A 21,659-nucleotide genomic window follows, 5' to 3' on the forward strand; every position below is an offset into this window, starting at 1 on the left:
TGAGACCCACCGCATCTTAATCTCGATCGGCAGACGCTTAAGAGAGCCGTCCCTTGAAATCGTCGTAGTCAAAGCTTTTGATCATTTTCAGCTCGTCGGTTTCCGAGTTCCACAGGGCTATGGCAGGTAGGGGAATACCATTGAATGTGTTGGTTTTCACCATGGTGTAGTAAGCCATTTCCTCGAATACCAGGCGCTCTCCGACCCGGAGTGGATCGTGAAAACTGTACTCACCGATACTGTCTCCGGCCAGGCAGCTCTGTCCACCCAGGCGATAGGTGTGGGGCAGCTCACCGGGGCGCGCAGCACCGGTAATTTCAGGGCGGTATGGCATTTCCAGGACATCCGGCATATGGCAGGTTGCGGAGGCATCAAGAATGGCCAGATTCTGGCCATTCCAGGCGGTATCCACCACTTCTGCTACCAGAATACCGGCAAATAGTGAGATGGCCTCACCCGGCTCAAGGTAAACCTGCACATCGTACTTGTTGGAAAAGCTGCGCACGGCTTCAACCAACTCATCCACCTGATAATCGCGGCGGGTGATATGGTGGCCGCCGCCGAAATTAATCCACTCCATCTGTGGAAGCAGATCGCCAAACTTTTCCTCCACCGCGGCGATGGTGCGCTCCAGTGGTTTGAAATCCTGCTCGCATAAGGTGTGGAAGTGCAGACCGCTGATACCTTCCAGGGATTCGTCTTCGAACAGGGAGCGCACTATGCCCAGGCGTGAGCAGGGAGCACAGGGGTCGTAGAGATCGGTGTGGCCCTCCGAGTGCTCAGGGTTGATACGCAAACCGAAGCGCAATTCCGGGCGCTGCTTTTGCATTTCCAAGCACAGCTCCCGATAGCGCTTCCACTGGGAGAAGGAATTGAAGATTACATGGTGGGCAAACTGCAGTATTTCATGCAGCTCTTCATCTTTGTAGCCGGCACTGAATACATGTACTTCTTTGCCCTGGTCACGACCACCGTATTCTTCAAAGCCGAGCCTGGCCTCATACAAACCACTGGCGCAGGTGCCAGACAGGTACTCAGCCACGATCGGCCCTGTGCTGAACATGGAAAAGGCCTTGAGAGCGGCGAGTACCTTGGCTCCGCTACGCTCCTGTACATCGGCGAGTACTGCCAGATTATCGCGCAAGGCAGTTTCATCGACGACAAAACAGGGGGAGGGTACGCGGTGGGGATCAAAGTGACCGAAATAATCTACGCGGGGAGTGAGGTCCATGGGTGGCGTTATATCCTGATGCGACGGGATGGGCACTGACGCCCATCCCTAGGAGTATGCGGAAAAGTGCACAATTACTGGAAGGGTTTATCCAACCAGGTTTCCTGCCAGGGTAGGCCGTACTTATTCAAGTCGTCCATAAAGGGGTCTGGGTCCAACTGCTCCATATTCCATACACCCGGCTTCATCCACTTGCCCTCCATCATCATTTTGGCACCGATCATAGCGGGTACGCCGGTGGTGTAGGATATCGCCTGGGACTGCACTTCTTTGTAGCAATCCTGATGGTCGCAGGTGTTGTAGACGTAGTAGATCTTTTCTTTGCCGTCTTTGGTGCCCCGGATAATGTTGCCGATGCAGGTCTTGCCTTTGGTCAGCGGTCCCAGGCTGGCGGGATCAGGCAGCATGGCTTTGAGGAACTGGATAGGCACAATTTCCTGGCCCTGGAATTGCACAGGCTCGATGCTGGTCATGCCGACGTTTTGCAGTACTTCCAGGTGCTTCAGGTAGCTTTCCCCAAAGGTCATCCAGAAGCGCGCGCGCTCGATTTCGGGGAAGTGCTTGGACAGGGACTCAAGCTCTTCGTGATACAGCAGGTAGATGTCTTTGTCACCGATACCTTCTGGGAAGTTGAAGATACGTTTCTCTTCCATTGGTTTGGTGGTAACCCACTGGCCGTTCTCCCAGTAGCGACCGTTGGCGGAAATCTCGCGGATATTGATTTCCGGATTGAAATTAGTAGCGAACGGCAGGCCATGGTCGCCGGCATTACAGTCGAGAATATCCAGGGTTTGGATACGATCGAAATGGTGCTTCTTGGCGTAGGCGGTAAATACACTGGTTACACCGGGATCGAAACCGCTGCCCAGCAGTGCCATCAGGCCGGCCTTCTCGAACTTCTCCTGATAGGCCCACTGCCATTTGTATTCAAACTTGGCCTCTTCCGGCGGCTCGTAGTTGGCGGTGTCCAGGTAGTGGACGCCGGTTTCCAGGCAGGCATCCATGATGTGCAGATCCTGGTAAGGCAGGGCCACATTGATCACCATGTCCGGCTTCACTTTCTCGATCAATTTGACCAGCTCAGGTACGTTGTCTGCATCTACTTCGGCAGTATCGATTTTGCGCGGCAGCATGGCTGCAATCTTGTCACACTTGCTCTTGGTGCGACTGGCCAGGGTGATATTCTCAAATACATCCGCAACCTGGGCGCATTTGTGCGCAACAACCTGGCCGACGCCGCCGGCGCCGATGATCAGTACGTTGGCCATAAAGGTCTCCTCAATCTGCAGCTTTTCTTGCCGCTATCTTCTCAAAGGCGCAGGGCCTTATTTTTCAAAATAGGTGTAACCGCTCATGCTAGCGGTATAGGTCTGTAGGATCTGCTTGCGCTGCGCGGCGGTAATCAACCCCTGTTTTACCGCACGCTCCGCCAGGCGACGGAAGCGCTCGAACAGCACTTTGGGCTGGTATTCTACGTAACTCAGTACGTCTGAAATACTATCGCCGTGAATCTCGTGGCTGAAGTCGATACTGCCATCGTCCTGGATTCGCACGCTCACTACGTTAGTATCGCCAAACAGGTTGTGCAGGTCGCCAAGGGTTTCCTGATAGGCGCCGATCAGGAAGGTTCCGAGGATATAGTCCTCACCTTCTTTTAGCTCGTGCAGTGGCAGAGTTTTCTGTTCTTTTTCGCGGCCAATAAAACGGTCGATCTTGCCGTCGCAGTCACAAGTGATATCGGCAATGATGGCTGAACGTGTTGGTGCTTCGTTCAAGCGGTGGACCGGCAGAAGAGGGAACACCTGGTCGATGGCCCAGATATCCGGCACCGATTGAAATACGCTCATATTCGCGTAGTAAATATCCGACAGAACTTCTGGTAGGGCCTGTAGATCCGCTGGGATTTCCTCAGCCTCATCGAGCAGTTTGCGAATTTCCTGGGCGCCCTGCAGGAACAGGTTTTCCGCATTGGCGCGTTCGCGCAGGCTCACCTGGCCATGCAGGTAAAGGGAGCGCAATTCATCGCGGTAATAGAGGGCATCGTTGTAGCTTTCCTGCAGGTTTTTTGGAGTGATATTGCGCACCGCATCCTGCAGGTTGAGTAGCATCTGGTGATCGCCGTCACTGATCTTGGTATGTTCGAGCTCCACCGGTTCAAAACGGGTGGTATCGAGGATATCGAACAGCAACACTGAGGAGTATGCCACAGTGGCGCGACCAGACTCGGTAATAATCACCGGGTGTGCCACGCCCTCACTGTCGAGGGTGCCCATAATGGCTTCCACAACATCCACACAGTACTCATCCAGGGAATAGTTCTTGGAGTGTGTGTAGTTGGTTTTCGTGCCGTCGTAGTCCACTGCCAGGCCGCCGCCCAGGTCCAGGTAACCCATGGGGGCTCCTTCCTCCACAAGGTCGGCATAGTAGCGGCAGGCTTCCAGCACACCGGTGCGAATATCTCGGATATTCGGTACCTGTGAGCCCAGGTGGTAATGCAGTAGCTTGAGACAATCCAGCATATCGTGATTGCGCAATTGGTCGACCATGGCAATCAGGTCGTTACTGCCCAACCCGAAGATACTGCGGTCGCCGCTGGTGGCATTCCAATAGCCCCCCACTTTGGAGGCGAGTTTCACCCGCGCGCCGATATTGGGTCGTACCTGCTCGCGTTCCGCACAACGAATAATGGTCTCTACTTCGGAGGGGGTTTCCACTACAAAGAAAACCTGTATACCCAGGCGCTGTGCCTGCAGGCCGAGGTTAATAAATTCCTCGTCCTTGTAGCCGTTGCAGACAATCAGGGATTCGGTGTTATCCAGAATAGATAGCGCCGCAATTAGCTCCGCCTTGCTGCCGGCCTCCAGACCGTGGTTAAAGTGACTGCCAGCAGTGGCGATCTCCTCGATTACCTGACATTGCTGGTTTACTTTGATGGGGAAGACTCCACGGAATACGTTGCTGTAGCCACAGTTGTCGATAGCGCGAGCAAAGGATTCGTTGATGCGGGCGATCTGAGCATCGAGCAGGTTTTCGATACGCAATAACAGCGGCATGCCCAGGCCGCGTTCGGTGGCGCCGCGGGCAATCTCCATCAGGGAAACACTGTAGGACTCTCCGTTTTGGCCCTCTACCTGAACTGAAATTTCACCGTTTTCATTTAGATCGAAATAGCCGGCGCCCCAGTTGCGGATGCCGTAGAGTTCGGCCGAATCTTCGCAAGTCCAATCTTTTACTTGTTGCTGTTTCATGGCGCCTTTCTGTTGACCTTTGGCGGGCGCGAATCTTGGGCCCAGCAGGGCTGGAAAGCAATAACTATAGATAAAAAAACGCTAATTTTTGATACGGCAAAACCAAATGATTACTCAGTCAATTTGAGAGGTATTTGCGTGCTGTGACAATGCTGAATTTTTGATCGGATTTGAGGGGTATGGAAGTAGGGGGAATAAAAAAGCGGCCCGAGGGCCGCAGGAGTGGGGGGGTGGTATTGGGCTATAGCAGGCCGGGTCGTGGCACTACACGGTAACCGCGTCGTACATCGTCCCACAGATAGTAGGTATCGTAAGCGACGTAGTAGTTGTAGCCGCCGACAATCACGGTGAGTGCTGAGGCTGGCAAACTGTGTACTATGGCTCCATGGGGCGCATGGGTTACCACATAGCCGTGGGATGCCGGGCGGTAAAAAATACCCTCGCTGTAATAGAAGCCGGCTGCACCGATGCTAATACTGACGAAGTTGCGAGGCAGGTGGCGCCAGCGATAGCCATAACCATAGTGCGTCGGACGGTGGTGGGGGCGATGACCGCGATAACCGTGGCGGTAAAGGGGCCTATGAGCCGCGCGATGCCCATGCCGATGGCCTTTTCTGTGGCCTTTCTTGTAGCCTTTGTTGTAGCCATCATCGTAAGCATGGCGAATTTCGCGGCGATGTTTGCGTTCTTCCCTGCGCTGTTGTCTGCGCTGCTCTTTCTTGCGCTCCTGCCTGCGACGCTTTTTTTCCTGCTGGCGATCGTAGTGCTTATCGTGATGCTTTTTATGGCTGCGCTCAAAATGACGCTGCTCACGTTGAGCTCTCCCTTGCCCATGATGGTCGTGGTCTATTGCACGCTGGTATCCCTGGTTGACTTCGGACAGCGCTGGGGTTGCTATCAGCAGCAAGCCCGCAGTAGCGATGGCGGTAGCAAGGTGTCTCATGGCAGCACTCCCGAGCACGAGTGGCTCTGTTATGTCGTTTGAGGTCTTTTGTGTATCTTGGCGGGCAGTTTGCCTTGGCGGGTCTGAACACTTCCTGAACTGTAGGCAGACCTAGTCAAAAGAAAGGCAGCTGATGGGGGTGACTGACAATCCATTTGTCAATGTTTTCTCCAATCTGGGGAGTTGAGCGGTACACTCGTCGGAAACCTATAGATAGCGGCGATTTTTGCTCTGTTGAGACACCCGGTCGCAGCGAGTATTATGCCGCGCTGATTCACAGTGAGCGGTAGAGAGATGCAAGTCTTCCACCACGTAGCGAGCCTGCGCGAGACGCTGGCCAAAGCCCGCAGGGACGGCAAGACCGTTGGGTTCGTGCCTACGATGGGCAACCTTCACGATGCCCATATAGAACTGGTCAGGATTGCCCAGCAACATTGCGATCTGGTAGTGGTGTCTATCTTCGTTAACCGCCTGCAATTTGGCCTGAACGAGGATTGGGACAAGTATCCGCGTACCATGGAGCGGGATATGGCCAGGTTGCGCGAAGCCGGGTGTGATTTCCTGTTTCATCCTGATGAGAACGAAATCTACCCCAATGGCATGGATCAGCAGACCCGTGTGGTTTGCCCGGCTATGACCGATGTACTTTGTGGTGCCAGCCGTCCCGGTCACTTCGAAGGGGTGACGACGGTAGTGGCCAAGCTTTTCAATATTGTACAGCCGGATAAGGCCGTATTTGGCATCAAGGATTTCCAACAATTGGCGGTGATTCGCCGCATGGTGGAAGACCTGTGCATGCCAGTGGAAATTGTTGCGGCCCCGGTGCACCGGGAGGTGGATGGCCTGGCGATGAGTTCCCGCAATGGTTATATCACGGTGGATGAGAGGCCCAAGGTTTCTGTGTTGAACCAGTCGCTGAACTGGGCAAAAGACGAGATCATTGCGGGGCGTCGGGACTTTGCCGCCCTTGAAGAAGAGGCGCGCAAGCGTATAGAAGATAGCGGTTTTCGCGTAGATTATTTCTCCATCTGCTATAGCAAGGATTTACAGCCGGCGGCAGATGACGACAAACAAATTACGATTCTGGGAGCGATGTATACCAGCGCTGCACGCCTGATCGACAACGTTTCCCTGGAACTTTAAAGGGGCATCCAACTATGCAAATCGAAATGTTGAAGTGCAAACTGCATATGGCCGCGGTGACCCAGGCTGAACTCTGGTATGACGGCTCCTGCGCAATTGATGGAGAGCTGGTGGAGCTGGCCGGTCTGCGCGAATTCGAGAAAATCGATATTTATAATGTGAGTAATGGTGAGCGTTTTCATACCTATGTAATCCTGGCCGAGCGCGGCTCAGGAATCATCTCTATGAATGGGGCTGCAGCTCGCCGTGTCCAGGTGGGCGATCGTATTATTATCGCTTCCTATGCGCAGATGACCGAGGAACAGGCTGATAGCCATAAGCCCAAGCTGGTCTACCTGGATGAGAAAAACAAGGTTGAGCGCAGCACTAATACTATTCCGGTTCAGTTAGCGGAAGCCTGATTCTTCTCGCTACAGGGCGTTGTGCCCTGTAGCATCTCTGCCGCTTATTGACCAGACATTAATAACACTTCCTGTTTAAACCTCTTTTCCAGGTAGGACTCATCCAGGGTGTAATGCCAGAGGTTTTTCTTTTGTCCTTTAGCTAGAGCGATTTCGCCAATTCTGCCGGGGTTGTATTTAATTGGTTGACCGAGTTGGTAATCAGCGATGGGGTCCTGATAGGCCTCTTCCAAAGAAATTATTTCCCACCCTTCCAGCCTTAGTCGCTGAGCCAGATCGCCAATAAACAGTGCTGTGATATCCATTTCATGCAGCAATATTACGTGTTTGGGTGAACGTCCGAGATATTTAATTGCCATATCATCGTAGTAATTAATACTTGCCATAAGGACGTCGACATAAAAGTTGGAGAGTCTCTCCAAATCAACCGGATTCCCATCTTTCACTGCCGTTTGGAAAAGCTCTTCGATATACCAGTCGTAATTATTTAAGGTGATATAGGCATTGAGATAATTATGTTCCTGCAACAGGTTTCGCATGCCATCCCGTTTTTCGACAGTCTCCCCTTCGCGCAGGTAGGGGAAGCGAAAATAAGGCTTAAAATTGTCAAATTGCTGGAGTAACTGGTGTGCCTGTAGAAACTCCTTCTGGTAGGTGGGTAGCTCTGTATTTAGAAAGTTTGGATGGCTGTGAGTGTGATTGCCAATAATATGTCCGGCTCTGTCGTATAGGCGCATTCGCTCCAAGCCTTCCTTGTCCAGGAACCGGGTATTGGAAAAAAAGGTCACTTTGCCAATCTGATGCTCTTTCAGGCTATCAATTAACGTTTTGGTTCGGGTTGGTCCATCAAAGTAGCCATCGGCTTTACGAGGGGCATCATCGAATGTAATTGCCAGTTGCTTGGCGTTAGCCACAGGGGTTGTTAACAGGCAGATTATCAACAATAAGATTGAACGCTGCATGATTTCTGTCTCTAATGAGTTTATGTATGGGCAGTTCGCTAGGACCGGGTTGACCTGTCTTGCTAATCAGGCTTTCTGTCTCAATCTGCTTGCCAGGCAACTTATCCTCACCGTGTAATCTAAAGTACACTGACCATTGAACTGGATTCCCTATTGTGTCTACTTTGGCCGCAGGTGTATATGACCCAAATACTAGTTAGTTCCTGCCTCCTGGGGTGTGCCGTGCGTTACAACGGTAGTGATGTTGAGGTCTACAACAGTGATTTTGATTGGCTTGTGGAAACCCAGGAGATAGTTCCTCTGTGTCCGGAAGTTGCGGCCGGACTGCCTATTCCGAGAGCGCCGGCGGAGATCAGCGGTGGTAATGGAGCAGACATTTTAACGGGTGCAGCCAGAGTTATAGGAAGCGAAAAAAAAGATTTAACCGACCAGTTTTTGTTGGGGGCTAAACTGGCCCTCAAACTATGTCGTCGACATAATATTCGTTATGCAGTGCTTACTGAAAACAGTCCGTCTTGCGGCAGCGGTTATATTTACGATGGCAGTTTTTCAGGAAAGAAAATAGTCGGTGTTGGTGTCGTATCTGCGCTTCTTGAAAAATCGGGAATACAGGTATTTAGCCAGCATACTGTGGGTATTCTCAGAAAACTTATTGGTTCTTCTTGACCAAATTGAGTTTTGAGCATAAATAAATTTAGACCAATGATAACTAGGCATCAAAAAGTGAGTTCTGAAGTTGTCAATTTTAAAGAAAAGCTGAGTCTTTTCTCGGAACACTGGTCCCCTAAGGTAATTGCCCAGATGAATGATTACCAGTTAAAACTGGTGAAAATCCAAGGGGAGTTTACCTGGCATGATCATCCCGATACCGATGAAGTATTTATTGTAATTTCGGGCAATATGGAGATTGAATTTCGTGATAGTGTCATTTCTCTGGGGCCCGGTGAGGTGACAGTAGTGCCTAAAGGTGTGGAGCATAAACCTAAGGCTGAACAGGAATGTGAAGTCCTGCTGATTGAGCCCAAAGGGGTTGTTAATACCGGTGATGCCTGTGGAGAGTTAACTGCTGAAAATGATATCTGGATTTAATCGGTATCTGCATTTTCTGCAATAAACAGGCGATTTATTAACCGATTTTATTCCATTACCCTCTTTTTTATTGTGGCTTTATCTTACAGGGCCTGCATAGAATTATCGCCACCAATACACTGGGCTGTGAGATGTGGAGATTATTTCGCAGTGGCTATGTTATAAAGTGGCAAGAATAAAGCTCTAATAATTTCAGGTTTCTCTAAGCTGGCCTTGCTGCGCTAATAATAAAGGAGAGGATGATGTCTGAAGTGCATACCCGCCCGGTTCCCCCCAGTTTTGCTGCCAACGCGCTTATTAGCGCTGAAGACTACGAAAGAATGTACCGCCAATCGGTGGAGAGCCCAGAGGCATTTTGGGCGCAACAGGCCAAGGACTTTTTGCAGTGGGACAAGCCGTTTACGCAAGTTCTTGAGGAGGATCTGCACAAAGGCCACGCCGCCTGGTTCTCTGATGGTCAGTTAAACGTAACCGTGAACTGTATTGACCGACATCTGGCCAACCGTGGCGAGCAGACAGCGATTCTTTGGGAAGGGGATGATCCCGCGGACAGCAAGGCAATCAGCTACCAAAGCCTATACGAAAATGTGTGTCGGCTGGCCAATCTACTGAAGTCCCGAGGGGTTAAAAAAGGGGATCGGGTTTGTATCTATATGCCGATGATCCCCGAGGCAGCCTACGCTATGCTCGCCTGTGCCCGTATCGGTGCGGTGCACTCGGTCGTGTTTGGTGGCTTCTCCCCGGTATCCCTGAAAGATCGCATCCTCGATTCCGATTGTCGCCTGGTGATTACTGCTGATGAAGCGGTCCGCGGCGGCAAGCGAGTGCCCCTGAAAGCCAATGTGGATAAAGCATTGGCAGACTGCCCCAATGTGCATACGGCGATAGTGGTTAAACATACGGGCACAGCGGTGGACTGGGACAGTAAGCGGGATATCTGGTATGCCGAGTCCGTGGTCGAAATGGAAAGTGACTGTCCGCCAGAAGTTATCGGCGCAGAGGACCCTCTCTTTATTTTGTATACCTCCGGATCCACTGGAAAGCCCAAGGGAGTTTTACACAACACTGCTGGCTATCTATTGATGGCCACTATGACTTTCAAATATGTATTCGATTACAAAGAGGGCGAGGTTTTTTGGTGTACTGCTGATGTTGGTTGGATCACAGGACACAGCTATATCGTCTATGGACCCCTGTGCGCTGGCGCTACGAGTTTAATGTTTGAGGGAGTACCCACTTACCCCGATGCATCCCGGTTCTGGCAGGTTGTAGATAAACACAAAGTAAATAGCTTTTACACGGCGCCGACAGCAATTCGCGCGCTGATGGGAGCCGGTGATAAATTTGTAACAGGTACGGATCGAAGCTCATTACGTCTGCTGGGTACCGTTGGTGAGCCGATTAATCCGGAGGCCTGGGAGTGGTACTACAAGGTAGTTGGCGATGAGCGCTGCCCAATTGTGGACACCTGGTGGCAGACTGAAACTGGTGCCCATATGATCACCCCTCTGCCTGGAGCTCTGGCACTTAAACCCGGCTCCGCTAGCAAGCCATTCTTTGGTGTCCAGCCGGCGCTTTTAGATGGGAACGGCAGGGAAATTCATGGTGTAGGTGAGGGTTCTTTGGTGATCAAGAGAAGCTGGCCCTCAATAATTCGTGGAGTTTACGGAGATCGCCAGCGCATGATCGATACCTATTTCTCCATGTATCCCGGTTATTACTTCACCGGCGATGGGGCGCGCAGGGATGAGGATGGCTACTACTGGATTACAGGCCGCATAGATGATGTATTGAATGTGTCCGGCCACCGCCTGGGCACTGCGGAAATTGAGAGTGCCCTGGTATTGCACAATGATACGGCGGAAGCGGCAGTCGTTGGCTATCCCCACGATATTAAGGGGCAGGGCATTTATGCTTTTGTTACTTTGAAGTCAGGGTGCCTTCCCTCTGATGCGCTACATCAGGAGCTGATAGATCTCTGTTCCAAAGAAATAGGTCCTATTGCCAAGCCCGATTTCATCCAGTGGGCACCTGGATTACCAAAAACCCGCTCGGGCAAAATTATGCGTCGTATTTTGCGTAAGATTGCTTGTAATGAGCTGGATAACTTGGGAGATACCTCCACACTCGCGGACCCTTCAGTAGTTGACGAGCTGGTAGAGCATCGCGAAAATCGCTAATAGAGACTTACCACATCAATGCTTTGATTAGTCGCCATAGCGCGCTGAGACATAATGCAAAAGCCGGGTTTAGCCCGGCTTTTTTACTGGCAGTAAAAACAGCCATTTTATAGCTGACAAGGCTTGAACATAACGACAAGCTTTTAGCAGATTGGGGTAAGCCCAGTTGCTCAATGCAGTAAAGGAGAATCCGTTTGGAGCAGGGACAGTATCTTTGCGAGCACTACCGTTTTGCCGCAGATCAGCGACTCAAGGTATTTAATTTCTTTGTGGTATTAACTATGTTTGTCGAGGGGGGCATCTTCACCGCGGTAGAGAAAAACTTTCATCCCCTTATCCTGGCTCTGCTGGGCGGATTTGTGGTAATCCTGGTAACTGTATTCTGGCTAATGGATATCCGAAGCCGTCAACTACTTAAACTTGCTGTGCCGGCTCTTAAAACGTTGGAGCAGAATTTTCCAGAGGAAGCCAGGATCTTTTCCAATGACGCAATACGCAGGGGGGATCTCGCTCGATATACGTTTGCATTTCGTGTGCTACTAGTCGGCCAGCTTATCTTTGGTTTTGGGGTGGCGGCCTATGGATTACATCATTGGTATGTCACCCCTTAGGTGATGACGTGAATACTAAATTTTTCTGGCCAGTTTTCCTGGCCAAATTAGATATATTATTTGAGATTTGTATACGCAATGACATTCTCTACTGAGTTTTTTGTTCGCTTAAAGACAGTCTCATAGGCTGTAAAAGCCGACATGATTTTCCCCAAAAAGGGCAAACTTCAATCCGCTGGACTATCTTGCAGGTTGTCGATATTGCCGCTGCTTTACTTTGGAAGCTTATGCATGTTGGACCATATCAAAATTCCAGTTCAGGACCTTGCGCGTAGCAGTGACTTTTACCGCCAGTCCCTCACTCCTCTGGGATATGAGCTGGTGATGGAGTTTGATAATTCTGCCGGTTTTGGCTGGGCGGATAAACCTGAGTTCTGGATCTATAGTAGCGGACCTGCCAGCGGACAATTACATATCGCATTTCGCGCGGAAGAGCGCGAGGTGGTGCGTGATTTCTACCGGGCCGCGCTCCAGGCCGGAGGCACCGATAATGGTGTGCCCGACGTCTATGAGCAGTATCATCCAGACTACTATGCGGCCTACGTTTTAGATCCCGATGGCAATAACCTGGAAGTGGTCTGCCATCTTCCAGGCGACCTGCAGGGCTAGCTAAAGAGCTTAACTTTACTGATAACTGCTGGAGAGCTTTATGGATGATAATGCTCGCGCCAAGTATCTGTCTATTGCGCTGGTTGTTGTTGGCTTGATTTTTATTCTGGCTATTTTTCCAATGATGATGTGGATATGGCCTGCGGGATGGGGCTGGACTCCTCGACAACCGGAATATGAGCAGATGATAATGGGTGTATATGCCACCCTGGGAGTATTTCTAATTCGCGCGGCCAAAAACCCGGCGGCTAATGCCAGCTTAATTTGGTTTACTATTTGGTCGAGTCTGGTGCATGCAACCATTATGTTAATTCAGGCCCTTGTTGATGTTACAGAGCGAGAAAACCTGATGGGAGATATACCTGCGCTTTATTTGGTTGCTGTAATCCTTTGGTATCTGATGCCCAAGCATGTGAAAAAATAACAGGATAATTGAGGGCATTATCACTGGGGTAATTCAACTTTCTCTCTCAATTAATCCCCGCTATAAGAACGATAATAAGGTCCAATTTCCAGCTTATTGTTCGCCCCTATAAGCTTTTCCCCTGTGATAGAAACAACTACAGGGGCAAACCCAGCGATGAAATACCTTCCCTTATTTGCATTAACTATTGGCCTCATAGGAGGCGCCAATGCTGAGACACTTACCCGCGATAATGGTGCGCCGGTGGGTGATAACCAGAACTCCCAGACTGCAGGAGAGAATGGCGGTAACCTATTACAGGATGTGCACTTAATTCAGAAATTGCAACGCTTCGCGCGAGAACGTATCCCTGAGAGAGTGGTGCATGCGCGAGGAACCGGAGTTCACGGTGAATTTGTGCCTATAGCGGATATCAGCCACTTAACGCGCGCTGCGGTCTTTGAGCCCGGTAGCAAAACTCCCGTGTTTGTGCGCTTTTCTACTGTAATTCACTCTAAGGGTTCACCGGAAACCCTGCGCGATCCGCGTGGATTTGCCACCAAATTTTATACAGAAGAAGGTAACTGGGATTTGGTAGGGAATAACCTGCCGGTATTTTTTATCCGTGATGCGATTAAATTCCCGGATATGGTTCATTCGCTGAAGCCCTCCCCGGTGACTAATCAGCAGGACCCCAATCGCTTCTTTGATTTTTTCAGCCACGTGCCGGAATCCACCCATATGTTGAGTTGGGTCTATTCCGATTACGGTACACCAGCCAATTTGCGTCAGATGGATGGCTGGGGCGTTCACGCCTATAAGCTTGTTAATGACAAGGGTGATGTGAATTATGTGAAATTTCATTGGAAAACCCGTCAGGGTATTAAAAACCTGACTGCGGAAGAGGCAGCGGAAATTCAGAGCAAGGACTTCAGTCATGCTACCCGCGATATGTATGCGGCGATTGAAAAGGGCGAATATCCCCAGTGGGACTTGTATATTAAAGTGCTGAAGCCCTCGCAGCTGAACAGCTTTAATTACAATCCGTTAGATGCCACCAAAATGTGGTTGGACGTGAAAGAAACCAAAGTCGGCACTATGACGCTCAACCGTGTGCCCACTAATTTCTTCCAGGAAACCGAACAATCCGCGTTTGCGCCAGCCAATATTGTTCCCGGTATTGAGCCATCTGAAGACCGCTTGTTACAGGGGCGTGTGTTTTCCTACTCTGATACTCAAATGTATCGCCTGGGCGCCAACCACCAGCAGTTGCCGATCAACCGCCCCCGTGTGGCGGTAACCAACTGGAATCAGGATGGAGCAGGCAATTACGGTCAACAGGCTTCTACTGTGAATTACCAGCCGAGCCGCATCGATGTGCGCAATGAGGACCCGAAAGGCCTTTACAGCAGTAAACCTCTAAGTGGTCGCCCCCAGCAAAAGGCGATTGAGAAGAAGCTGCCTTTTGCTCAGGCGGGTGCCTTCTATCGCAGTCTGAGCCCGGAAGAACGCCAGAATCTGATCGAAAACCTGGCTGGCGATCTGGGTAAAGTGCGCGATGACAATACCAAGCACATTATGCTGAGCTACTTCTACCAAGCCGACAATGATTACGGACAACGCCTGACCAAAGCTGTTGGTGGAGATTTGGTTCGAGTCAGGAAACTGGTTCAGTAAATTTAGCTGGAGAGCGGGTGGCTTTGTCACCCGCAATATTTGAGAGATGCAACTATGAGATCAATATTATCCACGCTGCTCTTACTTGCCCTGGGTGTTCAGGCCGAAGAGCCAGGAAATGCCGGCTCTGGTTTTGCCGAACTCTCCCGGTATTATTTTGCTGCGGCCAGGGTCGGTGATACTGAAGTATTGCGTGAATTTTCCGAAGCGGGTTTTCCCCTGGACGTTCGCAATTCCAAAGGCTATACGGCCCTTATGATTGCTACTTATAACGGCAATGCGCAGGCGGTGAACTACCTATTGCAAAAAGGCGCTGACGCCTGTGTACAGGATCGGCGTGGGAATACTGCTCTGATGGCGGCGGTTTTCCGCGGTGAATTTGCCCTTGCCCGCACTTTACTTAAGCAGGATTGTGATCCACAGCAAGCCAATAAAGCTGGGCACTCTGCAGAGGATTTTGCCAAGGTGTTTGGCCGCGACCGCGTAGTTCAGCTATTGCAGCAACAGCGGGAAAATGGCGGTTAAAATTGCATAGAGCACGGCTGGTACGTCAGAGTGCCGAACGGCAACACTGCACTTATTTTTCTACTGAGGCCACAGCCAGGCACAACAATCTAATTCAGTGTTTGTCCCCGCCCCTGCCACCGCGTTAGCATAGCCAGCTGCAATCCAGTTGGTACCCGCTATGGCCCAGAATCACCATCCCTACGAAGCCCTCACGCCGGACGTGGTGATTGACTGCGTTGAGAGTAGTGGGCTTGTCTCTGATGCGCGTATTTTCCCTTTAAACAGCTATGAAAATCGCGTTTACCAGGTGGGTATTGAGGGTACGGAACCACTGATCGCCAAGTTTTATCGCCCGGATCGCTGGAGCGATCAGCAGATATTGGAGGAGCACCAGTTCACCCTGGAATTGGCAGAAGAGGAAATTCCCGTAGTGGCGCCCCTGCAATTTGACGGGCGCACCTTGCTGGAATCCCAAGGTTTCCGCTTTGCGTTGTTTCCCCGTCGCGGTGGGCGCCAGTTGGAAATGGATAATTTTGATCACCTGGAGCAGGTGGGGACCATGCTTGGACGCATCCATGCTGTAGGTAGTGCTAAGCCGTTTAGCCATCGCCCGTCCCTGACCCTGCAGCACTTTGCCATCGACAGCCGCGAATTTATTCTCGGTGGTGATTTCCTGCCCTTGGAGAACCGGGAGGCCTATGCCTCCGTTACGGGTCATATCATTGAGCAGGTGGCCCCACTTTTTGAGCGTGACTGGGATCTGTTGCGCCTGCACGGTGACTGCCACAGCGGCAACTTCCTGTGGCGCGATGACACCCCCTGGTTTGTTGACTTGGATGATTGCCTGATGGGGCCGGCTATCCAGGATATTTGGATGTTGATCTCCGGCAACCGCGCTGAGCAAACTGCATACCTGGACACGGTTCTCGAAGGTTATGAAACCTTCTATCGTTTTGATCCCCAGCAGTTACAGCTGGTGGAACCGTTGCGTTGCCTTCGCCAGATGCATCACGCTGCCTGGCTGGCACGTCGCTGGCAGGACCCGGCATTTCCCCAGGCTTTCCCCTGGTTCAATACGGCCCGCTATTGGGCTGAACATATACTGGCATTACGCGAGCAGCAGTCAGCGCTGCTGGAACCTCCACTGACACTGGGAGCGGTCTAACATGGAAAAACCCGCAATGAATGTCACCTGCGCAGAGGCAAAGACGGACCTGTTATGGGAAAGAATTCGTACTGAAGTAGCGCAGCAAGTAGAGCAGGAGCCCATTCTCGCCAGCTTTCTGCATGCCACTATTCTCAATCACAGCTCTCTGGAGGCGGCGCTTAGCTTTCACCTGGCCAATAAACTGGATAACGCTGTAGCACCAGCATTGTTGATCCGCGAAGTGATCGATGAGGCCCTGGAGGCGGACCCAAGTATTGGTCACGCTGCCCGCGCAGACCTGAATGCTATTTACTTGCGTGACTCTGCCTGTAACTCCCTTTTTGAGCCCTTTTTATATTTCAAGGGTTTCCACGCGCTGCAAGTATACCGGGTGGCACATTGGTTGTGGAAACAGCAGCGCCGCTCACTGGCATTATTTCTACAACATCGGGTATCTGTAGTGTTCAGTGTGGATATTCACCCCGCAGCTAAGGTGGGAGAGGGGATATTATTGGATCACGCGACCGGTATTGTTATCGGTGAAACCGCAGTGGTGGAGAATAATGTCTCCATTATGCAGTCGGTGACGCTGGGTGGCACTGGTAAAGAGAGTGGCGATCGCCATCCGAAAATCCGCTGTGGCGTCCTGATTGGCGCTGGTAGCAAAGTACTTGGCAATATTGAAGTGGGTGAATGTGCCCAGGTGGCCTCCGGCAGTGTGGTACTAAAACCGGTCCCGGAAAAGACACTGGTGGCTGGGGTACCTGCCAAGGTTCAGGGGCCGGCAACTTGTGCCCAGCCGGCTATGTCCATGGATCAATGCGCCCTTTCACAAGTGGAAAAGTAGCGATTGTTACTCCGTTTGTATTGAAACAACGGGGTAACTTCTTCCCAAGGGAAACGGATAAATGGAACTATCCTTGTACCCATGAAATACAGTCTCAGCGCCAAAAACCTCGTCTGTCGAAACCTCGAGAACCACGCCAGCTATTGTGCGGGCTTACTCAATCCAAATCACACCAAGGAAATCACCGGAATAGTGCGCAGCGATAGTGGTCTACTGTCGGGTCGTCTCAACCAGGTGGTCTCAAATTCGGTAATGCCACCGCGTATACTGCAACGGTTTGCGCTGGATTATTTTGCTGAGCGCCACAGTCCTTTTACCCTTTGGCACAGTGCCTCCAAGCCTCAGGATGACAGCGCCTTGGCAGAAATGGGTTTGCAGCGCAGGCAGTCGCAAGTGGCTATGGCGGCAGAGATCCAGCGCCTCAGCCCGGATGCTGCGGCAGGGGCAGATGAGAATGAAAAATTGGTGATATCCCCCGTAAAAAAAGAGGATCTCGCCAGCTATGCAGAAGTACAGGCGGCTGGGTGTGGCAGCGTCCAGGAAGGGGCGCAGCTGAAAAAGTTTTATCGGGCGTTGGTAGATATACCTGAACAGAAACGTGCGCGGCTCAAGTTTGTTCTCGCGCGCTTGGAGGGTACCCCAGTGGCGGCGGGTTGCCTGTTTGCCTCCGCCGATGCATTGGGTCTTTATGACCTCGTTACGTTAGAGGCATACCGGAGCCGTGGAATCGGCCGTGCACTCTTTCGTCACTTGCTTCAGCAGGCCCAGGCCAGCCACCATCGCAGCCTGGTGGCACTTGCGCCGGCGAATAAACAGCAATTGCCTCTGGATTGTGGTTTTTTTGCTGTGGGCGAAGTAGCCCGCTATGTTTACTCTCCCTAACTTACTGTACACGTTAGTGAGTAGGTATCAGTAGAATTTAGGCGCGCTCTATGGGGAAGGCGATGACATCCTCGATAGAGTCATAGCCTCCTGCCAGCATCAACAGGCGGTCCACCCCTAAAGCCACACCTGCACATTCGGGCATGCCCTCTTGCATGGCAGAAACCAGGCGTTCTTCAAAGGGGTTTGCAATGCGGTTATGGGCCCTTCGGTAGGCCAAGTCTGCCTCGAAACGACGTAGCTGTTCGGTGCTGTCGGTCAACTCCCAGTAGCCGTTTGCCAATTCCAGCCCTCCGACATAGGCCTCAAAGCGACGCGCGACCGGAATGCCCTGTTCGTCTGGAATCACTTTGGCGAGTGCGGCCTGGTCAGCGGGGAAGTCGAAGAGCAGGGTAATACCCTCGCCCATGGCGGGCTCCAGGCGATGACTCATCAGTAGATCGAGGCATTCGGCACGCTCGACAGGGGTAAAGGACAACTCCACTTCCCGTTCGACACAGGCGATCAACTCTCTGTCGCTGGCGCTGTGGGGGTCCAGTTGTAGTTCACGCTGAAAAAGCGCGCGATAACTGAGGGATTGCACCTGGGAAATACCCAGTACCTTGCGGAGTAAGTCTGCTACCTCATCCATCAGGCGGTGGTCATCCCAACCGCAGCGGTACCACTCCAGCATGGTAAATTCCGGATTGTGGCGGCTACCTGCCTCGCCCTGACGAAAGGCTTTGCCCAAGTAGTAGCAGTCGCCAATGCCTGCGGCCAGCAGCCGTTTTAAGCCGAACTCCGGGCTGGTGGCGAGGTAGGCGGGAGAGCCAATACACAGGGCACTGATAGATTCGATGTGTGGATCGCTGGTAGCGCGGCGTGATAGCACCGGTACGTCCGCCTCCAAAATCTGGCGTTGGGTAAAAAAGTGGCGGATCTTTGCTAGAAGCGAGGCGCGTTGGCGCAGGGCTTTAATGGTGGCGCTGGGGCGCCATAGGTCAGTAGTCATTGAAGTGGCTCAGGCAGCGGGCGGCCGGGTGGCCGCCCACAGGGAAGGAAAAATCAGTCTTCTTTGGCGCGGCCCAGATATTCGCCGGTGCGCGTGTCCACTTTGATGGTTTCGCCAATCTCCAGGAACAGGGGCACCTTAACTACGGCGCCGGTAGCCAGGGTAGCGGGCTTGGTGCCACCCTGGGCGGTATCACCGCGCAGGCCAGGGTCGGTGTCAGTGATTTCAAGGATCACATGATTGGGGGGGGTTACTGCCAGTGGTACACCGTTGTAAAGGGTCACAGTGCAAATATCCTGTTCCTTGAGCCACTTAGCTGCATCCCCCACGGCATCTGTACTGGCCTGGTGCTGTTCGAAAGTTTCTGGCTCCATGAAATGGTAGAACTCTCCATCGTTGTAGAGGTATTCCATTTCGCGATCCATTACATCCGCGCTTTCCAGGCTCTCGCCGGAGCGGAAGGTACGTTCCCAAACTCGTCCGGTCTTCAGGTTGCGCAGTTTTACGCGGTTAAATGCCTGGCCCTTGCCAGGTTTTACGAACTCGTTTTCCACGATAGAGCAGGGGTCGCCGTCCAGCATTACCTTGAGGCCGCCCTTAAATTCGTTGGTGGAGTAACTAGCCATAGCAAATAGAGCCCTTATAAGTCGTTTATCTATATGATTTTTAACGAGTTTTTCTTCCCGTTCAGGCCGGGTAGCTCTGTTGGCTGCCGCCAAATCTGATAGCTGCGAGCGACTCGTTCGGCTCCGGCGCAAAGAATTCACCGGCAGCCCTGAAAAGATGGGGCGAGATTATACAGGAGGGGGGTGCCTTGAACGAAGCGCTACGGCTGGGCCTAGTGGTAGATTTGAAGCAGTCCGCGAACCGCAAGGCTTGCGGACTGAAGAGGGTGACAGGAGTATGTATCAGCTCAGGGGGTTATCGCTGGTGTTATCAATGTCCCGCAGCAGGCGCCTGGCGTAATAGGCAAAGGTTGCCTGGCTGCGCTTTTCCTGCAGTATCCAATCGTGAGCCTCGCGGCCCAACTCCGGCGCTATGTCCTGAATGGTACCTGCAGATTCCGCCAGCATCTGCAGCTGGGCGGCACGCTCGCATTGCAGGGCCATGGAGCAGGCTTCCTCCACCGAGCGACATGCGATGATCAGACCATGGTGGGCAAGGAGAATGGCACGTTTGTCCCCTATTGCCTCCGCAATAATTTCGCCTTCGTTGTTTCCTACCGGTACGCCGGGCCACTCTTTGAGGAAAGCGATATCCTCATACAACATGCAGGCGTCCATATGGGAAATTTTCAGTGGACGCTCCAGCATGGACAGTGCGGAAATATGAATTGGGTGGGAATGCACAATACACTTTACATCCGGCCTTGCTCGGTAAATCCAAGTATGAAAACGGTTAGCGGGGTTAGCCATCCCTTCACCGGACAGGACATCAAGGTCTTCGTTGACTTCGAGCAGGTTGGATGCGGTAATTTCATCAAAGCCTAAGCCAAGGCGCTGGGTATAGTAATTGCCCGGGGTTTCTGCGCGGGCTGTAATTTGCCCTGCCAAACCGGAATCGTGCCCATGAGTAAATAAAATGCGGCAGGTAAGTGCAAGCTTCTCCCGCAGGGACCATTGGGGCATGTCCAAGTGTAGTTTCATGGATTTGCTGGCGCGCTCAATAAGCTCGCGTTTTTGCATGGATAGTGTTTCAGCCATGTTGTACTCCAATGCTGATAGCATAGGATTTCGAGGGGCACTGTCTTGCAGAATGCCTCTAGAAAAATCCCATTTTGAATTTATCGCAACAGGTGTGGGGTTAGTGCTATTGCCTTCACATCCTTGTGCAGTGCCCAGCTACTTTTTAGTTGCTGGGCACACACGGCTTAGGCAGGGATTGCCTGGACTTGCTCTGGGGTCATGGCGTGGTAGGCAGTTTCGATCGAGTCAAAAAACTGCTGGCGGGCTTGTACCAGGCGGCGGCCTGCATCCAGCATAACGTCGAGTTGCGAGGCATCCTGACTGCCGATCTCGATCATAATGTCACGAATGGTTTCTGCATGACCATCATCACATTCAATGTGCAGCAAGAAGAAGGTGAGATGTTTGTCAGCGATACCACAGGAGCGGAAGCCGGCAACAATATCGCTGTACAGATCCGGTACCAAGGCTTCGGCTCCCAGACACAGTGCGCCCAGACCGGAGCTTGCTCGCAGGTCGCGACAGTGCTGGAACATAGTGTCTATCAAATATTGAGTGCCCGGCAGCATTTCCGCATTTTCCAGGCTCAAGCCAAAATGCTCGAGGGTTTCACGGTAAATTTCTGCATGTGGCTTGGGGCTGTCCGGCTCCAGGCCAAGCTCCTCCATCAGGTTTTCTGCCAGTTCGTGAACCTCTTTATTACTGGGGAGATTTGCCATCATCGCACACAGGTAACGCACGAAGTAACTACTGTAAATTCCCTGTTGTACCAGGAAAATTTTCAGCTCTTCTATGGTTACAGAGCCATCGCGGCAGCGCTTGAGGAAAGGATGAGCGCGGGTCTGCTCAATCAGTAAATCTTTATTTGCCTCAAGTAATTCGAGCTGCATTTCCATCGAATTTTTCCTTTTTGTAATTCCATTTTTCTGCAGGGCTAGGTTATTACCCCGATTTAATTTTTATTGAAATTCGAGTGCACTGAATTCAAGAAAGACAAGGTTATTATTGCTTTGTCTTTGGTTAAATTAACACCGTATTAACCCTGTTGGGAATGGGGGAATTATGAAGAATTTCCTAAAGAAATTTGTACGAAAAGTAATATT

22 protein-coding genes are annotated in these 21,659 nt (G+C 51.7%); 13 read left to right on the forward strand and 9 right to left on the reverse strand.

Annotation, left to right across the window (positions count from 1 at the left end):
- Window positions 1–37: 37 nt before the first annotated feature.
- The 4 genes from nspC to ACJJJB_RS20765 all read right to left on the reverse strand — a co-directional run bounded on the left by nspC (window position 38) and on the right by ACJJJB_RS20765 (window position 5,422).
- Window positions 38–1,231 carry a carboxynorspermidine decarboxylase gene (gene nspC / locus ACJJJB_RS20750; RefSeq protein WP_445366294.1) on the reverse strand — a complete coding sequence of 398 codons (1,194 nt, stop codon included), beginning with the start codon at window positions 1,229–1,231 and terminating at the stop codon, window positions 38–40.
- A 74-nt stretch (window positions 1,232–1,305) separates the two neighbouring features.
- Window positions 1,306–2,499, reverse strand: a complete 1,194-nt coding sequence (locus ACJJJB_RS20755; protein WP_445365419.1) for a saccharopine dehydrogenase family protein — start codon at window positions 2,497–2,499, stop codon at window positions 1,306–1,308.
- 57 nt (window positions 2,500–2,556) lie between these two features.
- Window positions 2,557–4,479: a biosynthetic arginine decarboxylase gene (gene speA / locus ACJJJB_RS20760; RefSeq protein WP_353377108.1), complete on the reverse strand. Its 1,923-nt coding sequence runs from the start codon at window positions 4,477–4,479 to the stop codon at window positions 2,557–2,559.
- 241 nt (window positions 4,480–4,720) lie between these two features.
- On the reverse strand, window positions 4,721–5,422 hold the full coding sequence (locus tag ACJJJB_RS20765) for a DUF6515 family protein (protein WP_445365420.1): 702 nt from the start codon (window positions 5,420–5,422) through the stop codon (window positions 4,721–4,723).
- 294 nt (window positions 5,423–5,716) lie between these two features.
- Here ACJJJB_RS20765 and panC point away from each other — a divergent pair, with 294 nt between their 5' ends.
- Together panC and panD are read left to right on the forward strand one after the other, a co-directional pair.
- Complete coding sequence (panC, locus tag ACJJJB_RS20770) at window positions 5,717–6,565, forward strand: pantoate--beta-alanine ligase (protein WP_020411615.1); 849 nt, start codon at window positions 5,717–5,719, stop codon at window positions 6,563–6,565.
- Between the two features lie 14 nt (window positions 6,566–6,579).
- On the forward strand, window positions 6,580–6,966 hold the full coding sequence (gene panD, locus ACJJJB_RS20775; RefSeq protein WP_020411614.1) for an aspartate 1-decarboxylase: 387 nt from the start codon (window positions 6,580–6,582) through the stop codon (window positions 6,964–6,966).
- Window positions 6,967–7,010: 44 nt separating this feature from the next.
- Here the strand turns inward: panD and ACJJJB_RS20780 are convergent, their stop codons facing one another.
- Window positions 7,011–7,928 carry a polysaccharide deacetylase family protein gene (locus ACJJJB_RS20780; protein WP_444945804.1) on the reverse strand — a complete coding sequence of 306 codons (918 nt, stop codon included), beginning with the start codon at window positions 7,926–7,928 and terminating at the stop codon, window positions 7,011–7,013.
- Between the two features lie 180 nt (window positions 7,929–8,108).
- On the opposite strand from ACJJJB_RS20780, the gene ACJJJB_RS20785 reads away from it, so the two are divergent.
- The 11 genes from ACJJJB_RS20785 (at window position 8,109) to ACJJJB_RS20835 (ending at window position 17,880) form a co-directional block, all read left to right on the forward strand.
- On the forward strand, window positions 8,109–8,594 hold the full coding sequence (locus ACJJJB_RS20785) for a 2-thiouracil desulfurase family protein (RefSeq protein ID WP_444945803.1): 486 nt from the start codon (window positions 8,109–8,111) through the stop codon (window positions 8,592–8,594).
- A gap of 57 nt (window positions 8,595–8,651) precedes the next feature.
- On the forward strand, window positions 8,652–9,017 hold the full coding sequence (locus ACJJJB_RS20790; RefSeq protein WP_444945802.1) for a cupin domain-containing protein: 366 nt from the start codon (window positions 8,652–8,654) through the stop codon (window positions 9,015–9,017).
- Window positions 9,018–9,259: 242 nt separating this feature from the next.
- Window positions 9,260–11,197, forward strand: coding sequence for an acetate--CoA ligase (acs, locus tag ACJJJB_RS20795; RefSeq protein ID WP_282953634.1), 1,938 nt, complete (start codon window positions 9,260–9,262; stop codon window positions 11,195–11,197).
- A gap of 194 nt (window positions 11,198–11,391) precedes the next feature.
- Window positions 11,392–11,808: a RipA family octameric membrane protein gene (locus tag ACJJJB_RS20800; protein WP_020411609.1), complete on the forward strand. Its 417-nt coding sequence runs from the start codon at window positions 11,392–11,394 to the stop codon at window positions 11,806–11,808.
- A 231-nt stretch (window positions 11,809–12,039) separates the two neighbouring features.
- Window positions 12,040–12,417, forward strand: a complete 378-nt coding sequence (locus ACJJJB_RS20805; RefSeq protein WP_020411608.1) for a VOC family protein — start codon at window positions 12,040–12,042, stop codon at window positions 12,415–12,417.
- A gap of 40 nt (window positions 12,418–12,457) precedes the next feature.
- Window positions 12,458–12,841 (forward strand): DUF6632 domain-containing protein, encoded by a 384-nt coding sequence (locus tag ACJJJB_RS20810; RefSeq protein ID WP_020411607.1) that lies wholly within the window; start codon window positions 12,458–12,460, stop codon window positions 12,839–12,841.
- Window positions 12,842–12,997: 156 nt separating this feature from the next.
- Window positions 12,998–14,497: a catalase gene (locus tag ACJJJB_RS20815; protein WP_445365421.1), complete on the forward strand. Its 1,500-nt coding sequence runs from the start codon at window positions 12,998–13,000 to the stop codon at window positions 14,495–14,497.
- A 54-nt stretch (window positions 14,498–14,551) separates the two neighbouring features.
- A complete protein-coding gene (locus tag ACJJJB_RS20820; RefSeq protein ID WP_444902326.1) occupies window positions 14,552–15,022 on the forward strand; it encodes an ankyrin repeat domain-containing protein in 471 nt (156 codons plus the stop codon).
- 160 nt (window positions 15,023–15,182) lie between these two features.
- Window positions 15,183–16,169 carry an SrkA family protein kinase gene (locus ACJJJB_RS20825; RefSeq protein WP_020411604.1) on the forward strand — a complete coding sequence of 329 codons (987 nt, stop codon included), beginning with the start codon at window positions 15,183–15,185 and terminating at the stop codon, window positions 16,167–16,169.
- 1 nt (window position 16,170) lies between these two features.
- Window positions 16,171–16,998, forward strand: coding sequence for a serine O-acetyltransferase (gene cysE, locus ACJJJB_RS20830; protein WP_245556646.1), 828 nt, complete (start codon window positions 16,171–16,173; stop codon window positions 16,996–16,998).
- Window positions 16,999–17,079: 81 nt separating this feature from the next.
- Complete coding sequence (locus ACJJJB_RS20835; protein WP_020411602.1) at window positions 17,080–17,880, forward strand: GNAT family N-acetyltransferase; 801 nt, start codon at window positions 17,080–17,082, stop codon at window positions 17,878–17,880.
- Between the two features lie 37 nt (window positions 17,881–17,917).
- Here ACJJJB_RS20835 and epmA read toward each other — a convergent pair whose 3' ends face one another.
- The 4 genes from epmA to ACJJJB_RS20855 all read right to left on the reverse strand — a co-directional run bounded on the left by epmA (window position 17,918) and on the right by ACJJJB_RS20855 (window position 21,452).
- Window positions 17,918–18,871: an EF-P lysine aminoacylase EpmA gene (gene epmA / locus ACJJJB_RS20840; RefSeq protein WP_020411601.1), complete on the reverse strand. Its 954-nt coding sequence runs from the start codon at window positions 18,869–18,871 to the stop codon at window positions 17,918–17,920.
- A gap of 53 nt (window positions 18,872–18,924) precedes the next feature.
- Window positions 18,925–19,497 (reverse strand): elongation factor P, encoded by a 573-nt coding sequence (gene efp, locus ACJJJB_RS20845; protein WP_020411600.1) that lies wholly within the window; start codon window positions 19,495–19,497, stop codon window positions 18,925–18,927.
- 282 nt (window positions 19,498–19,779) lie between these two features.
- Entirely contained in the window at window positions 19,780–20,574 is a 795-nt protein-coding gene (locus ACJJJB_RS20850; protein WP_020411599.1) for an aldolase, read from the reverse strand.
- Window positions 20,575–20,741: 167 nt separating this feature from the next.
- On the reverse strand, window positions 20,742–21,452 hold the full coding sequence (locus tag ACJJJB_RS20855; RefSeq protein ID WP_020411598.1) for an iron-containing redox enzyme family protein: 711 nt from the start codon (window positions 21,450–21,452) through the stop codon (window positions 20,742–20,744).
- Window positions 21,453–21,659 lie beyond the last annotated feature (207 nt).

The sequence above is a fragment of the Microbulbifer variabilis genome, assembly GCF_052468405.1.